Raw genomic sequence first — 16,207 nt, forward strand, 5'->3', positions numbered from 1 at the left:
GGTCCGCGAGCGGCCCCGGCGTCAGTCCTCCGGGGGCGGGCCCGGGGCCTCGGCCGGGAGGCGGAGGGCTAGGAGGGCGCCGGAGGCGACCAGGGCGGAGGTGAGGAGGAGGGCGAGGCGGTACGGGGTGGTGCCCGAGTCGGCGGGGAGGGCGCCGATGAGGGCGGCGGTGGCGGCGATGCCGAGGGCGCCGCCGAGGGTGCGCAGGATGGTGAACAGACCCATCGCGCGGCCCATGGCGGGGCCGGGGACGTCGGAGAAGCCGGCGATCTGGACGGTGAGGACGGCGGTGCCCAGGATCAGGCCGACGGCGAACATCAACACCCTTACCGCCCACGGGTTCTCGGCGAAGCCCAGGGCGGCGAGGACGAGGGCCGCCAGCAGCAGCCCCGGCAGCGCGAGACGGCGCGGGCCGAGCCGGGGCAGCAGGCGGTCCACCACCTGTGAGGCGGCCATCAGGCCGATCGCCTCGGGGAAGACGCTCAGCCCGGCGTCCAGCGCGGAGGCGCCGAGCGCCGCCTGGTAGAGCAGCGGGAGGGCGAACAGGGCGCCCATCAGCCCGGCCGAGGTGAGCAGCGCCAGCCGGCTCGCCGCGCCGAAGGTCCGGTCGGCGAGCAGTCGAAGGTCCACCAGCGGTCCGGCGGCCAGCAGTTGGTGCCGGACGGCGGCGCCCAGCAGGGCCAGGCCGAGCAGCCCGCCGAGGACCACGCCCGGGGAGGTCCAGCCGTGGGCCGGGCCGAAGCCGAGGGCGTAGGTCAGCAGGCCGAGGCCCGGGGTGGCGAGCAGGAAGCCGGTGGTGTCGAAGCGGCCTGCCGGGGGCTCCTGCGCACCGCGCAGGCCGAAGAGCCCGAGGGCGACGGCGGCCACCCCGATCGGCACGTTGACCAGGAACAGCCAGTGCCAGGACAGGTGTTCGGTGAGGAACCCGCCGAGCGGCGGGCCGAGGGCGGGCATCAGCGCGGTCGGGACGATCAGGATCCGGCCCAGGCCCGCCCGCTCGTGCGGGGCGAAGGCCCGGAACAGCAGCGTCATCCCGACCGGGGTGAGCAGTCCGCCCGCCACCCCCTGCACGGCGCGCGCGGCGGCCAGCGGGGCGAGGGCGGGGGCGGCGGCGCACAGGGCGGAGGCGAGGGTGAAGGCGCCCAGCGCGCCGAGGAAGACCCGCTTCACGCCGTACCGGTCGCCGAGCCAGCCCGCCACCGGCAGGCCGAGGGCGAGGCCGACCAGGAAGGCGGTCTCCACGGCGTTGGCGGCCGAGACGGGCCGACCGAAGTCCTCGGCGATCCTGAACAGCGCGGGGTTGACGATGGTCGAGTCCAGGCCGTTCATGCACATCGCGGCCGTGTGGACGGCGATCACCGCGGCGCGCCCGGCGAGCAGGGGGCGCGCCGGGGCCTGCGCGGCGGGGGCCTGCTCCGCCGGGGCCTCGGGAGGGGTCACAGGGCGGTCCAGTGCGCGGTGATCCACGCCAGGACGGCCGCTCGCTCACCCGGGCCGTGGGCGACGTTCCAGCCGGCCGGGACGGCGGCGAAGGCGGGCCAGAGGGAGTGCTGTCCCTCGGGGTTGACGAGTGCGAGGAACTCGCCGTCGGCGTCGAAGGGGTTGGCAGGGGCGTCACTCATCGGAGGCGGTCTCCAGGTGGTCGGCGATCACGCTCGCGATGTGCGCGATCGGGTCGGGCAGGGTCATGTCCTTGTGCGAGCAGGCCACGTCGGTGTTGGTGATCCGGCCGGACACGTACGGGGTCCAGAGCTCGGGCACCAGGGTGTCGTCGATGGTGTCGACGGTGGCGCGGAAGAACAGCACGTCGCCGTCGAAGCGGCGGTGGTCGTAGCCGCGCACCAGGTGGTTGGTGTTGAGGTAGATCCGGTTGAGCGCCGCCACGGTGGCGTCGTCGAGGCCGGCGAGCGGGCTGCCCTCGCGGCGCAACACCGCGATGACGGAGTCGAGTTCGAGCGGCCGTCCGTCGAGGTCGGCGGGGCCGAAGCCGCCCATGGTGAGCAGCGCCTCCAGCGCCTCGGCCTGGTCGGGGACGGGCAGTTCGCGGAAGCCCTCGGCGGGGTAGGCGTCCAGGATGGCGAGCAACTCGACGTCCTGGTCGAGCTCCTGGAGCCGAACGGCGACCGCGTGCGCGATGATCCCGCCGGTGGACCAGCCGAGCAGCCGGTACGGGCCCTCGGGCTGGACCTCGCGCAGCCGGTCGGCATAGTGCGCGGCCAGCTCCTCCATCGTGGCGGGCAGCGGTTCGGCGGCGGTGGCGGCGCCGACGCCCTGGGCCTGGAGGCCGTAGATCGGGACCTCGCCGGGCAGGTGGCGGATCAGGCCGGTGTAGCACCAACTGAGGCCGCCGGCCGGGTGGACGGCGAACAGCGGGCGCTGCCGGGGCCCTCGGCCGGGGGCGACGGGCCGCAGCGGGAGCAGCACGTCCAAGGCGTCGGCGTCCTGTGACCCCGTGGTGAGCGCGGAGTCGAGGGCGGCCGCCGTGGGCGCCTGGAACAGCGTGCCGATGCCGACCTCCAGTCCGAGCACCTCGCGGATCCGCCCGGCCAGGCGCACGATCAGCAGCGAGTGCCCGCCGAGGGCGAAGAAGTCGTCCTCGACCCCGACCGCGGCCACGCCCAGCACCTCGGCGAACAGTTCACACAGCTGCTGCTCGCGCGGGGTGCGCGGCGGTCGCCCGGCGCCCGCGGCGGGCGCCTCGGGGGCGGGGAGGGCGCGGCGGTCGAGCTTGCCGTTGGCGGTCAGCGGGAGGCGGTCCAGCAGCACGACGGCGGACGGCACCATGTGGACGGGCAGTTCGGCGGCGGCGTGGCTGCGCAGGGTCTCGGGCGACAGGCCGTCGGCCACCGCGCTGCCGGGCGCCTCGCCGTCGGCCGCCGCGCTGCCGGGCACCGCGTAGGCGACCAGCCGCTGGTCCCCCGGCACGTCCTCGCGCACGACGACGGCGGCGTCGGCGACGTCCGGGTGAGCCGCCAACACGGCTTCGATCTCGCCGAGTTCGATGCGGAAACCGCGCAGCTTGACCTGCTGGTCGGCGCGGCCGAAGTACTCCAGGACGCCGTCGGCGCGGCGGCGGGCGAGGTCGCCGGAGCGGTACATCCGGGTGCCGCGCTCGCCGAACAGTTCGGCGTACGGGTCGGCGACGAAGCGGGTGGCGGTCAGGTCGGGGCGGCCGAGATAGCCGCGGGCCAGGCCTGCCCCGGCGACGTACATCTCGCCGGTGACGCCGGGCGGGACGGGCCGCAGGTAGCGGTCGAGCACGTAGACCCGCAGGTCGGGGATGTTGACGCCGATGGTGCTGCTGCTTCCGGCGGCGGCGCTCGCCCGGTCGAGGGCGATGTACGAGACGTGCACGGTGGTCTCGGTGATGCCGTACATGTTGACCAGGGTCGGCGCGTCCTCGGCGTGCCGGGAGTACCAGTCGTCGAGCCGGCCGAGCTCCAGTGCCTCGCCGCCGAACACCACGTAGCGCAGGGCCAGTTCGCTGCCGGGGTGCTCCCGGTCGGCAGCGCTGAGCTGGTAGAACGCGGACGGCGTCTGGTTGAGCACGGTGACGCGTTCGCGGGCGAGCAGGTCGAGGAAGGCGGCCGGGTCGCGGCTGACCAGGTGCGGGACGACGACCAGCCGGCCGCCGTGCAGCAGGGCGCCCCACAGCTCCCAGACGGAGAAGTCGAAGGCGTAGGAGTGGAACAGCGTCCAGACGTCCTCGGCGCCGAAGCCGAACCAGTGGTCGGTGGCGGAGAACAGCCGGACCACGTTGCGGTGGGTGACGGGCACGCCCTTGGGGCGGCCGGTGGAGCCGGAGGTGTAGATGACGTACGCGGTGTCCTCGGCGCACAGCGGGCGGGTGCGCTCGTGCTGGGCCAGCGGGACGGCCGGGTACTGCTCGGACTCCGGCCCGTCGACGAGGATCCGGCGCACCGAGTGGGCGGGCAGCCGGGGCGCGGCGGCGCGGTCGGTGAGCAGGGCGGCCGGGTCGGCGTCGGCCAGCATGTAGGCGAGGCGGTCGGCCGGGTAGTCGGGGTCGAGCGGCAGGTAGGCGGCGCCGGACTTGGCCACTGCCAGGAGCGCGACGACGAGTTCGAGCGAGCGCGGCAGCGCGAGGGCGACGATGGTGCCGGGGCCGATGCCCTCGGCGGCCAGCAGGCGGGCCAGCCGGTCGGCGCGGGCTCCGAGTTCGGTGTAGTCGAGCCGGCTTCCCTGGTAACTGACGGCGATGGCACGGGGGTTGGCCGCGGCGGCGGCCTCGAACAGTTCGGGCAGGGTGGCGCGGGGGTGGAGACGGCCGGGGCTGAGGCAGCCGGGGCGGGGGCGCCGTTCCACTCGACCAGGGCGCGCAGCCGCTCCTCCTCGCCGATCAGCGGGAGCAGGCCGATCGGCGTGTCGGGGGCGCTCGCGGCGGCGGTGAGCAGTCGGGCCAGGCGTTCGCCGAGCGCGGCCACGGTGGTGGCGTCGAAGAGGTCGGTGCGGTATTCCAGGAAGCCGCCGATGCCGCCGTCGGGCCGTTCGCCCGCGTTGAGGGTGAGGTCGAACTTGGCGGTGCCGCTGGGGACGGCGGTGATCTCGGCGGTGACGCCGCCGCCGAGCGCGATCCGCTCGTCCGGGCGGCTCTGCCAGGCGAGCATCACCTGGAACAGCGGGTGCCGGGCGAGCGAGCGTGCCGGGTTGAGCTCCTCGACCAGGCGGTCGAAGGGCAGGTCGGCGTGCTCGTGGGCGCCGAGGACGGTGGTACGGACCCGGGCGAGCAGGTCGCGGAAGCTCGGGTCGTCGGACGTGTCGGTGCGCAGGACCACGGAGTTGACGAAGTAGCCCACCAGTGCGGCGGTCTGTTCTTCCTCGCGCCCGGCCACCGGGGTGCCGATCGGGATGTCGGTACCGCAGCCGTGCCGGGTGAGCAGGGCGGCGAGACCGGCCTGGACGGCCATGAAGACGGTGCCGCCGGCGGCCCGGGCGACGGCGGCGAGGGCGGCGTGCGCATCGGCGTCGAGGGTGAAGGGCACGGTGGCGCCCAGGTGGCTCGCAACGGCCGGGCGGGGGCGGTCGGTGGGCAGTTCCAGCTGGTCGGGCAGAGCGGCCAGCGTGCTGCGCCAGTACTCCGTCTGCCGGACGGCGAGCGGGCTGGGCGCGTCGGCGGTGCCGAGGCGCTGCTGCTGCCAGGCGGCGTGGTCGGCGAACTGGACGGTGAGCGGCGGGAGTTCGGGGGCCTGTCCGGCGATCCGGGCGGTGTAGGCGGCGGCCAGGTCGCGGACCAGCGGGGTGGTGGAGGCGCCGTCTCCGGCGATGTGGTGCAACAGGAGGAGCAGGGTGTGCTGCTCGGGCCCGCTCGTGAACAGGGTGGCCCGCAGCGGCGGTTCCGCGGTCAGGTCGAAGGCGTACCGGACGGCGTCGGCCAAGTCCTCCTGGCTGTCGCGAAGTTCGATGACGGCGGTGGCGGGACCGGTGGGCAGGATCCGCTGGTACGGGGTGCCGTCCGCCTCCTCGCCGTAGACGGTGCGCAGGACCTCGTGCCGGGCGACGAGGTCGCCGAGGGCGAGGGTGAGCGCGTTCCGGTCGAGCGGGCCGGTGAGGGTGAGCGCGAGCGGGATGTTGTAGGTGGGGCTGGGGCCTTCGAGCCGGTGCAGGAACCAGAGGCCCCGCTGGGCGGGCGACAGCGGCATCCGCTCGGTGCGCGGCACGGGGACCGGGGCGGGGCACGGTTCCGGGGCGTCGGCCCGGCCCCTGTCGATCCGCCCGGCGTCGATCTGCCCGGCGTGGGCCTGGCCGGCGTGGGCGTGCCCGGTGTGGGCCTGGTCGGGGTCGCGCCGCCCGTCGAGCAGGGTGGCGAGCCCGGCCGGGGTCGGGTGCCGGAACACGTCGGCGAACCCGGCCGGCACGGCGAAGGTCTCGCGCAGCCGGGCGGCGAGGCGCCCGGCGAGCAGCGAGTGCCCGCCGAGGTCGAAGAAGGAGGCGTCCCGGCCGGGTGCCTGCGGCAGGTCGAGGACGTCGGCGAACAGCCCGCAGACCAGCTCCTCCTGGGGCGTGGCCGCCGTGGCGCCCGCGACCTCCACGGCGGGCTCGGGCAGGGCGCGGTGGTCGAGCTTGTCGTGGGCGGTGCGCGGCAGTTCGTCCAGCAGCAGCACGGCCGCCGGGACCATGTGCGCGGGCAGCCGGGCGGCGAGCGCGGCACGCAGCCCGGCCGGGTCCGGGGCGGCGCCGGGCGCGGGGACGGCGTAGCCGAGCAGGCGCTTGCCCTGCGGCCCGGAGCGGGCGATCACCACGGCCTGGGCGACGCCGGGCAGTTCGGTGAGGACGGCGGCGATCTCGCCGGGCTCGACCCGGAAGCCGCGGATCTTCACCTGGTCGTCGGCCCGGCCGACAAACTCCAGGGTGCCTCCCCCAGCCTCCGGCCGGGGGGACCCCCATGGGCAGCGGCGGGCGAGGTCTCCGGTGCGGTACATCCGGCTGCCGGGCGGGCCGAAGGGGTCGGCGAGGAAGCGTTCGGCGGTGAGGTCGGGGCGGCCGAGGTAGCCGCGGGCCAGGCAGGCGCCGGCGACGTACAGTTCGCCGGTGACGCCGTCGGGGACGGGGCGCAGCGAACCGTCCAGGACGTAGGCGCGCGAGCCGCGCACCACCCGGCCGACCGGGGCGCCGTCCGGGCCGGGGGTCCGGGCATAGGCGTCCACAGTGGTCTCGGTCGGGCCGTACAGGTCGACCGGGTGCAGGCCGGGGACGGCGGTCAGGCGCTGCCAGAGGGCGGGCGGGGTGGCCTCGCCGCCGACCACGAGCACGGAGGGGCGGTGCCGGCCCTCGTCCAGGATCCCTTCGGCGATGAGGACTTCGAGGTAGGAGGGGGTGACGTCGAGGTAGTCGATGCGCTCGCGGTCGAGGTGGGCGGCCAGGGCGGCCGGGTCGCGGTAGGTGGCGTCGTCCAGCAGGTGGAGCTCGTGGCCGTGGACCATCCAGAGCACCGGATCCCAGGAGGCGTCGAAGGCGAACGAGGCGCTGTGGGCGACGCGCAGGCGCTCGCGGCCGGTGCGGCGTACGGCGGGGGTGATGTGGTCCTCGGCGAGGCCGGCGTGCAGGTTGGCGAGCGAGGCGTGGGTGACCACCACGCCCTTGGGGCGTCCGGTGGACCCGGAGGTGTGCAACACGTAGGCGGCGTGGTGGAGTTGTGGCGCGGGCAGGGCGCGTACGGGCCGGCCGCTCTGGTCGCCGTGGCGAGTACCGTCCTGGTCGTCGTCGTGAGCGCCGTCGTGAGCGCCGTCGTGAGCGCCGTCGTGAGCGCCGTCGGACCCGTGCGGCTGCACGGTGGGCAGGCCGGCGGGCAGGCCGAGCTCGGCCAGGGCCTCGGCGGTGCCGATCGCGCAGACCGGGCGGGCGTCGGCCAGGACGGCGGCCAGGCGCTGCCGGGGGTGGGTGAGGTCCAGGGAGACGCAGGCGCCACCGGACTTGAGGACGGCGAGCATCGCGACGAGCGTGTCCGCGCCGCGCGGCAGGGCGATCGCGACGGGGGCACCGTCCCGGACGCCGAGGTCGGCCAGGCGGTGGGCGAGCCGGTCGGCGGCGGCATCGAGGTGCGCGTACGTCAGGGCGGTCGCGCCGCAGCGGACGGCGACGGCGTCCGGGGTGCGGGCGGCCTGGGCGGCGAACAGCTCGGGCACGGTGCGCTCGACCGGGGGTTCGGTGCGGCCGGCGGTGGCCCGGCGCAGACCGTCCGCGTCGAGCAGGTCGATCCGGGCGATCGGGGTCTGCGGGGCGGTGCGCAGCAGCTCGGCGAGGGCGTCGAGGTAGCGCAGCAGGCCGTCGCGGTGGGCGGCCAGGGAGGCGGCGCCGTGGCGGGCCGGGTCGGCGTCGATCACCAGGCGCAGGGCACCGTCCGGGCCGGGCGAGACGTTCAGGGCGAGGTCGTCCACCGGGCCGGCGGCGAGGTTACGGACGGTTCCGGGCAGTCCGGCCAGGTCGAGGTCGCCTTCGAAGGCCTTGATGTTGACCATCGGGCCGAACAGGGCGCGCCGGTCGCCGGTGCGGCCGAGGTCCCGGCGCAGGTCCTCCAGCGGGTAGCGCTGGTGGCGGCGGACGGCGCGCAGCTCGCGGACCACCTGGCGCAGCAGGGCCTCGGCGCTGTCGGCGGGGCGGACGGCCAGGCGCAGCGGGAGCACGTTGGCGGTGGCGACGGGGGTGCGCAGGGCGGCCGGCCCGCGGCGGTTGGCCAGCGGCAGGCCGAGGATGACGTCCTGGCTGCCGGACAGGCGGTGCAGGTAACCGGCGGTGGCGGCGAGGAGCAGTTCGGCCCAGGTGGCGCGGGCGTCGGCGGCGGCGCGCTCCAGGCGGTCCCGGGTGCCGGCGGGGAGGTCGGCGGTCAGGCGCAGCGGGGCCGTACCGCCGTCTCCGGCGGGCGTGCCCGGGAGGGTGGCGGGGGCCTCGGCGCCGGCTTCGGTGTCGGTGTCGGCCATCCGGGCGGACCAGTGGGCGCGGTCGGCCGGGTAGTCCTCGCCATCGAGGTACGCGGCCTCCTCGGCGACGGCGTCGGCGAGGCGCGCGAACGGGGTCGGGGCGGGCTCGGTACCGGTGGTGTACGCGCGGTAGAGCTCGGCGACCCGCTCACCGAGGAGGGTCAAGGCGTAGGCGTCGACGGCGAGATGGTGGATCCGCCGGTACCAGAGCCGCCGGTCGTCGGCGAGCCGGATGAGCGCGTGGGTGAACAGCGGGCCCTCGGCGAGGTCGACGGGGCGGGCGAGGTCGGCGCGCATCCAGGCCTCGGCGGCGGCCTCCGGGCCGGTCGCGGGGGACTCCTCGACGGGGGCGGCCTCCGCGGGGGCGGCTTCGGCTCGCAGGTCGAGTCGGTGCAGCGGCCACGGGCGGCCCGGGGTCAGCCGCTGACGGGGTGTGCCGTCGGGGTCGGTGACGACGACGGCGCTCAGCACCTCCGCCTCCTCCACCGCCTGCCGCAGTGCCCGCTCGAACCGGTCCTCGTCGAGCGGACCGCTGATCTCGACGGCGTCGCCGGTGTTGTAGACCGGGCTGGCGGGGTCGAGCGCCTGGGCGTACCAGATGGCGGCCTGGGCGGCGAGCATCGGAACGTCGACGGCCCGGGTCCCGGCGACCTGGGTGCCGACGGCCTGGGTGTCGACGGCCTTGGTGTCGACGGTCCGGGTGGCGGCGGTGTGGGTGTCGCCAGTCTGGATCTCGGCGGGGGGCATGGTTCGGAAAGCTCCTCAGGGATCCGGAATGTCTTACTTAGGTTAGCCTAATCTAACTTCATGATGATCTGGTCAACGGCCCCGGACGGAGCGGGCCCTGACGCCGACCCCGACGCCCCGGAGGCGCACCCATGCCCCTGTCCGCGACCTCGACCTCGACCCCGACCCTGACCCCGACCAATGTCCCGTCCGCCGATGCCCCGTCCGCGACCAAGCAGGCCGTCCACGACCGCGTGCACGCCCACCGGGCGGAGCTGCTCGCGCTCAGCCGCCGCATCCACGCCCACCCCGAGACCGCCTTCGAGGAGCACCGCGCGGCCGCCTGGTGCGCAGAACTGCTGCTCGACCACGGCTACTCCGTCACCGCACCCGCCCACGGCCTGGCCACCGCGTTCAGCGCGACCCTCGGCAGCGGGCCGACTACCGTCGCACTCGTCTGCGAGTACGACGCCCTGCCCGGCCTCGGACACGCCTGCGGGCACAACCTGATCGCCGCCGCCGGGCTCGGCGCAGCAGTCGGGCTCGCCCCGTACGCCGACCGACTCGGGCTCACCGTAAGGGTGATCGGCGCACCGGCCGAGGAACGCGGGGCGGGCAAGGCGCTGCTGCTGGAGGCGGGGGCCTTCGACGGGGCGGCCGCGGCAATGATGGTCCACCCCTGCCCGGTCGAGGTCGCCGACTTCCGCTCCTTCGCGCTGGGCACGCTGTCCGTCCGCTACACCGGGCGCGCCGCCCACCCGAGCCTCAATCCGCACGACGGCCGCAACGCCGCCGACGCGCTCACCGTCGCCCAGGTCGCAATCGGCCTGCTGCGCCAGCAACTCCCGCCGCAGTGGCGGGTGCACGGCATCACGACCGGGGCCGGGACGGCGCCGAACCTGATCCCGGACAGCGCGAGCGCCGAGTACGAGATCCGGGCCTCGGCGGCCGAGGACCTCTCGGAACTGCGCGCACGGGTCGAGGACTGCTTCCGCGCCGGGGCGCTCGCCACCGGGTGCGAGGTCGAGCTGTCCCGGCCCGAGCCGGACTACCTGGACATGCGCTCCGACCCCGCACTGCTGGCCCTGTGGCGGGCCAACGCGGCGGCGCTCGGCCGGCCGGAACCAGTGGAGAGCGGGCCGTTCGCCTGTACGGACATGGGGAACGTGTCGCACGCGGTGCCCTCGATCCATCCGGTCCTGGACATCACCGGCGGCGCCTGCGCCCCGCACGAGGCGGCCTTCGCCGAGGCGGCGCTGGGCCCGGAGGCGGAACGGGCGGTGCTGGACGGCGCGGTGGCGATGGCGTGGACGGCGGCGGACCTGGCGGCGGGTAACAGCTGACATCCGTCAGCTGAAGGTCGTCCCAGGCAGACCGTCCGCCGGCGCCACCCGCACCGCCGTCACGCCCAGCTCCCGCACCAGCGCACCGGCCTCCCCCTCCCGCTGCGGGTCGGCGAGCACCACCGCGGCGCCCGTCCGCAACGGCCAGAGGAACTCCCAGAGCGGCAGCCCCAGTTGCAGGACCCGGTCGCCCGGACCCAACGGGTGGGCCGCCTGGAGTTCGCGCACCCGGCGGTCCGCCTCGGCATGGGTGAGCCGGACGGCCGTCGGGCGCCCGCCCGGGCCGTACCCGACGCTCAGCAGGTGCTGCGGGGTGAGCGCCCGTGGCGGGTCGGTGGGCAGTTCGCCGCCCGTCTCCAGCCCGGAGAGCGCCCCCGCCACCCCCTCGCCCAGCACGCACACCGGCGCGTTCTCCGCGAGCAGCCGCTCCCGTCGCCCGGGGGTGTCCGCCGGGTCCAACGGCAGGTACGCCGCGCCCGACTTCACCACCGCCAGCAGCGCCGTCAGCAGCCCGGCCGGACGACCGGCGGCCGCGAGGCCCACCACCGCGCCGGGGCGGGCCCCACGGGCGGCCAGCGCACGCGCCAGCCGGTTGGCCGAGGCGTTGAGTTCCCGGTAGCTGACGGTCTCCCCGCCCGCGAGCACCACTGCCGGCGCGTCCGGCGTCCGCGCCGCCTGCGCCTCGACCGGCCCCACCACGGTCGTCGCCGGATACGTCACGCAGCGGCGGGGCAGCGCAGGCCCCGCGTTCAGCGCCTCCGCCCGCACCGCGTCCCACGCCGAGTCCCACGCCGAGCCCCGCACGGCCTCCCGTACGACCGCCTCCATCAGGCCGCACCCAACAACTCGGCCCAGGCCTCGATCGCCGGGCGCTCCGCGAGCTGCACGAACGCCACCTCGGCGCCCTCCGCCCGCCACCGCTCGGCGAGCGACATCAGCCGGATGGAGTCCAGCCCCCAGTCGACCAGGTTCTCGTCCAGCGGGATGTCCGCCGGGTCCTCGCCGAGCAGGTCGGCGACCTCGGCCCGGATCCGCTCCACCGTGAAGCCCACGCCCGTCACTTCCCGTCCACCTCGTCCGCATTGTCGGCCCGGTCGGCCCGGTCGGCCCCGTCTGCCCTGCCGGCCCCGTCGAGCATCCCGAGCACGGCCTCCGTCATCCCGACCACCCCGCAGCGCCCGGCCACCCAGGCCAGTGCGCTCCGGTGCTCCGCCGGGCCGAAGTCGGCGACCGCGTCGGCCACCACGAAGGCCTGGACGTCCCGCATCCAGGCGTCGCAGGCGGTGGCCTGCACCCCGATGTGGGCGTACACGCCGGTGATCACCAGCTGGTCCCGGCCCTGCTCGCGCAGCAGCTGCTCCAACTCGGTGCGCACGAAGGCGCTGTACTTCCACTTGGTGAGCACGGTGTCGCCCGGCGCCGGGGCGACGGCGTCGGCGATCGCGGTGGCATGGGGGTCGTCCGGGATGCCCGGCCCCCAGAAGTCCTGCTGCAGTCCGCGCTCGGCCGGGCTCTGGCCGCCCGGCTGCGCCGAGTAGACGACCGGGATGCCGTGGGCACCGGCGGACTTCGTCAACGCCGCGACGTTGCCGAGGAGTTCGGGAACCGGAGCGGCCTCGGTGTCGAAGGCGTCCAGGAAGTGGTTCTGCAGGTCGTGCACGAGCAGGACGGCGCGTGCCGGATCCACCGTCCAGGCGACCCGGTTGGCGGGCAGCTCGTCGACGGCGGGCATGGGGTAGGAGGGGATGCGGGGCAGGCCCACGGTGGTCGTTCCTTAGTGACTAGACGGCAACTGGACAGCGACTGGACGGCTGCTGGATGACAACCAGCCGGGAATCAACCGACGTTCAGCGAGGCCGCGACGGCCGCGCGCAGGTCCTTCTTGCTGACCTTCCCGATGCCGGTGGCCGGGAAGGCGTCGACGAACTCGACCCGGTCCGGCACCTTGTAGTCGGCCAGCCCGCGTCCGCGCACGAAGCGCTTCAACTCGACGCTCTTCGGCGGCTGTTCGCGGTGCTCGGGGCGGAGCACGACGTACGCGCAGGTGCGTTCGCCGAGGTACGGGTCGGGCATCGACACCACCGCCGCGTCGTGCACCGCGGGGTGCGCGAGCAGGTGGTTCTCGATCTCCTCGGCGGCGACCTTCTCGCCGCCCCGGTTGATCTGGTCCTTGGCCCGGCCCTCGACCACCAGGTGGCCGGTCGGGGTGCGCCGGACGAGATCCCCGGTGCGGTAGAAGCCGTCCGCGGTGAAGGAGTTCGCGTTGTGCTCGGGTGCGTTCCAGTAGCCGCGGATGGTGTACGGGCCGCGGGTCAGCAGGTGGCCGGTCGCGCCGTCGGGCAGGTCCCGGTCCTGGTCGTCGACCACCCGGACCTCGTCGTCCGGGGAGATCGGCCGGCCCTGGGTGGTGGTGATCAGCTCCTCCGGGTCGTCCAGCCGGGTGTAGTTGACCAGCCCCTCGGCCATCCCGAACACCTGCTGCAGGGTGCAGCCCAGCACCGGACGCACCCTGCGGGCCGCCTCCGTACTGAACTTGGCGCCACCGACCAGCAGCACCTCCAGGCTCTCGTACCCCCGGACCCCGCGCTCGGCGGCGTCCAGCCAGAGCAGCGCCAGCGGCGGCACCAGGCCGGTGATGGTCACGCCCTCGCGCTCGATCAGCGGGAAGGCCGTCTCCGGGCTGGGCTGCGGGCAGAGCACCACCCGGCCACCGGCGTACAGGGTGCCGAGTGAACCCGGGGAGCTGAGCGGGAAGTTGTGGGCTACGGGCAGCACGCACAGGTACACGCTGTCCGCGTCCAACCCGCACAGCTCGACGGATCCGCGCAGCGAGTAGATGTAGTCGTCGTGGGTGCGCGGGATCAGCTTCGGCACACCGGTGCTGCCGCCGGACAGCTGCAGGAACGCGACGTCCCCCGGCTCCGGATCGGTCTCAGCCTCCGGCTCCGGATCGGTTTGAGCCTCCGGCCCCGGCCCGTCGCAGGGCACGTCCGCCAGCCGTACGTGTTCCCCCGGGTCCTCCCCGGCCACCAGGACCAGTCGCAGACCGGGGCTCTCCGCCCGCACCCGGGCAGCGAGTTCGCGGTAGTCGAAGCCGCCTTCGACGGCCGGCACGACGTACGCCGCCGCGCCCGTGAAGGAGCAGAAGTACCCGATCTCGGTGTACCGGTGCGCGGGCAGCGCGAAGACCGGCAGCGCGCCGATCCGGAACAGCGCGAAGACCACCTCGAAGAACTCGGCGGCGTTGGGCAGTTGGACCACGACACGGTCTCCGGCGCGGATCCCCCGGGCACGCAGCCCGGCAGCCATCCGGTCGGCCCTGCGGTCGAGTTCGGCGTACGTCCAGCGCCGCTCCCCCGCCGCCACCGAGTGGCCGCCCGGGTCGACGACGGCGATCCGCTCGCCGTGCGCGGCGGCGCGCTCGCGCAGCATCCGCCCGAAGGTCTCGCCGCGCCAGTACCCGGCGGCCCGGTAGCGCTCGGCGAATTCGGCGGGGTACGGGGTGAATCCGTCCGTCACCGTCGCCTCCGTCATCGTCGCCTTCGTCATCGTCGCCTTGGTCGCCGTCGTCACCTGGACACCCCCGCGGCGTCCAGGAAGGTGCGGAACTTGGCGCTGGTCTCGGCGAGTTCGGCCGCCGGGTCGGAACGGTCCACCACCCCCGCGCCGGCGTACACCCGCAGGGTCCGCTCGTCCGCCTCCGCGCAGCGGATGGTGACCACCCACTCGCCGTCGCCGGCCGCGTCGCCCCAGCCGACCATGCCGGTGTACAGGCCGCGGTCGAAGGGCTCGACCTCGCCGATCACCTCGCGCGCGACGTCGGTCGGCGTGCCGCAGACCGCCGGGGTCGGGTGCAGCGCGCAGGCCAGTTCCAGGGCGGAGAGCGACGGATCGGCCAGTTCGCCGCTGACCGTGGTGGCCAGGTGCCACATCGCGGCCGTCCGTACCAGGGTGGGCCGTTCGGGCACCTCCAGGGTGCGGCAGTACGGGGCCAGCGCCTCGCGGATCGCGTCCACCACGACGGCGTGCTCGTGCAGGTCCTTGGGGGACTCCAGCAGCGCGGCGGCCCGCCGGACGTCCTCGCCGAGGTCCGCGCTGCGCGGCACCGAGCCGGCCAGCGGGTTGGCCAACACGGCCGTCCCCCGCCGGGAGACCAGGAGTTCGGGGCTGGCGCCGACCAGCGTCCGGCCGCCGCCGGCCGGAACGGCGAAGGTGTAGCCGCCCGGATCCCGGCGGGCCAGCCGCTGCAGGATGGCCGGCAGGTCGAACGGTTCGGCGGCGCTCAGCTCCAGCGTCCGGGCTAGTACCACCTTGCTCAACTCCCCGCCGCGCAGCCGCTCCACGGCCGCTGCGACGCCCGCACCGTAGACCTGCGGCTCCGGCACCGGGCGGATCCGCCAGTCGACCTGCTCGGCCGACGGCGCGGGCAGCGCGATCAACGGATCGTCGCGCAGCGCCCCGGCGGAACGCACCCGCTCGGGCACGGCGAGTTCGACCCGGCTCTCCCGGTCGAAGGCCACCGCTCCCACCACCAGCGGCCGTTCGATCCCGGAGCGGCCCGCCGCAGCCAGCGTCTCGGCGACCCGCACGGGCAGCGGCCGCGCGTCCTGCGGCACCCGGGCGTGCACGCCGGAGGTGAGCAGGGTCCGGGTCGGCGAGGCGAGGAAGGCCTCGCCGGGGGCGGACCGGTACTGGCCGAGCAGTCCGCTGGCCGCGCCGATGACGGCTTGGTCGGGTCCGTCGGCGGCGAGGGCCGCCGGGGCATGGTGCACCGTGGTCACGGTGGATTCTCCAGTCTGGGACGGGTCTACGGGGGAGCCGGGGAGCTGACGGAGGCGCGGGATGCAGGCGTCGCGGACAGCAGGCCGACGCAGGAAGCCGACGTAGGAGGACGGCTCAGGAAGCCGACGTAGGGGGACGGCTCAGGCACGCAAGGTCGCGCCGCCGTCGACGTACAGGTCGTGCATGGTGATGTGCCGCGCCCGGTCGGAGGCCAGGAACACCACCGCATCCGCGATGTCGGCGGGGGCGGCGATCCGCCCGAGCGGGATGCCGACCCGCCAGGCCGCCAAGTCGCCCTCGATCACCCTCCGTTCGGACGCCTCGGCGTCCTCGCCCCACAGCGCTCGCTGCATCTCGGTGTCGGTCGACCCGGGCGACACCACGTTGCACCGCACGCCGGACCGGGCGAGTTCCAGGCCCAGACAGCGGGTGAACATGGTGGCCGCCGCCTTGGACGCCGCATAGGCGGCCATCCCGGCCCGCGGCACCCCGGCCGCATTGGAGCCAACGGTGACGATGGCCCCGCGCCCCCGGTCCGCCATCCGCCGTCCGACGGCGCGGCCGGTGTGGAAGACGCCGGTGGTGTTGACGGCGAAGGTGTCCGCCCAGTCTCCGTCGGTGAGTTCGACGACCGGGGCCGTGCGCAGGATTCCTGCGACGTTCACGAGCGTGGCGATGTGGCCGAGTTGGCGTTCGATCAACTCGACTGTCGTGTCGACTGCTTGCGCATCGGCGACATCCAGCACGTACGGCTTGACGCCCGGCACCTCCGCCGCCAGCGCCTCCAGCGCCTCGGCCTTGCGGTCCACCGCCGCGACGACGGCCCCCTCCGCCACCAGCGCCCGGACCACGGCGGCACCGATGCCCTGCCCGGCACCGGTCACCATCGCGACGGCACCGGCGAATTCGGACTGCTGCTGCACA

The 16,207-nt window shown here is 75.2% G+C and carries 9 protein-coding genes and 1 pseudogene; 1 reads left to right on the forward strand and 9 read right to left on the reverse strand.

What is annotated here, in order from left to right; genetic code table 11:
• Positions 1 to 21: 21 nt before the first annotated feature.
• The 3 genes and pseudogenes from CRP52_RS06085 to CRP52_RS40760 form a co-directional block, all read right to left on the reverse strand.
• Positions 22 to 1,380 (reverse strand): DHA2 family efflux MFS transporter permease subunit, encoded by a 1,359-nt coding sequence (locus CRP52_RS06085; protein WP_257033012.1) that lies wholly within the window; start codon positions 1,378 to 1,380, stop codon positions 22 to 24.
• A 56-nt stretch (positions 1,381 to 1,436) separates the two neighbouring features.
• On the reverse strand, positions 1,437 to 1,622 hold the full coding sequence (locus CRP52_RS06090; protein ID WP_097235454.1) for an MbtH family protein: 186 nt from the start codon (positions 1,620 to 1,622) through the stop codon (positions 1,437 to 1,439).
• Positions 1,615 to 9,157 (reverse strand): annotated as a pseudogene (locus CRP52_RS40760) (amino acid adenylation domain-containing protein). The gene CRP52_RS06090 and the pseudogene CRP52_RS40760 overlap by 8 nt, the downstream one beginning before the upstream one ends.
• Positions 9,158 to 9,310: 153 nt before the next feature.
• Between CRP52_RS40760 and CRP52_RS06100 the strand changes: the two are divergent.
• The gene (locus CRP52_RS06100; protein ID WP_097235455.1) at positions 9,311 to 10,501 is read left to right on the forward strand and encodes an amidohydrolase; all 1,191 of its coding nucleotides are present in this window, start codon (positions 9,311 to 9,313) and stop codon (positions 10,499 to 10,501) included.
• 6 nt (positions 10,502 to 10,507) lie between these two features.
• Here CRP52_RS06100 and CRP52_RS06105 read toward each other — a convergent pair whose 3' ends face one another.
• From CRP52_RS06105 to CRP52_RS06130, 6 genes are all read right to left on the reverse strand, one after another.
• A complete protein-coding gene (locus CRP52_RS06105; protein WP_097235456.1) occupies positions 10,508 to 11,329 on the reverse strand; it encodes an AMP-binding protein in 822 nt (273 codons plus the stop codon).
• Complete coding sequence (locus tag CRP52_RS06110) at positions 11,329 to 11,562, reverse strand: phosphopantetheine-binding protein (protein WP_097235457.1); 234 nt, start codon at positions 11,560 to 11,562, stop codon at positions 11,329 to 11,331. Before CRP52_RS06110 ends, CRP52_RS06105 begins: the two co-directional genes overlap by 1 nt.
• Positions 11,559 to 12,263 (reverse strand): isochorismatase family protein, encoded by a 705-nt coding sequence (locus tag CRP52_RS06115; protein WP_097235458.1) that lies wholly within the window; start codon positions 12,261 to 12,263, stop codon positions 11,559 to 11,561. Before CRP52_RS06115 ends, CRP52_RS06110 begins: the two co-directional genes overlap by 4 nt.
• Before the next feature lie 74 nt (positions 12,264 to 12,337).
• On the reverse strand, positions 12,338 to 14,035 hold the full coding sequence (locus CRP52_RS06120; RefSeq protein ID WP_097235459.1) for a (2,3-dihydroxybenzoyl)adenylate synthase: 1,698 nt from the start codon (positions 14,033 to 14,035) through the stop codon (positions 12,338 to 12,340).
• A gap of 35 nt (positions 14,036 to 14,070) precedes the next feature.
• Positions 14,071 to 15,273, reverse strand: coding sequence for an isochorismate synthase DhbC (dhbC, locus tag CRP52_RS06125; RefSeq protein ID WP_097239875.1), 1,203 nt, complete (start codon positions 15,271 to 15,273; stop codon positions 14,071 to 14,073).
• A gap of 150 nt (positions 15,274 to 15,423) precedes the next feature.
• Entirely contained in the window at positions 15,424 to 16,206 is a 783-nt protein-coding gene (locus tag CRP52_RS06130; protein ID WP_259470810.1) for a 2,3-dihydro-2,3-dihydroxybenzoate dehydrogenase, read from the reverse strand.
• Between the last annotated feature and the right edge of the window lies 1 nt (position 16,207).

Origin of the sequence: Streptomyces sp. 1331.2 (genome assembly GCF_900199205.1) — a bacterium.
Lineage (GTDB): Bacteria > Actinomycetota > Actinomycetes > Streptomycetales > Streptomycetaceae > Kitasatospora.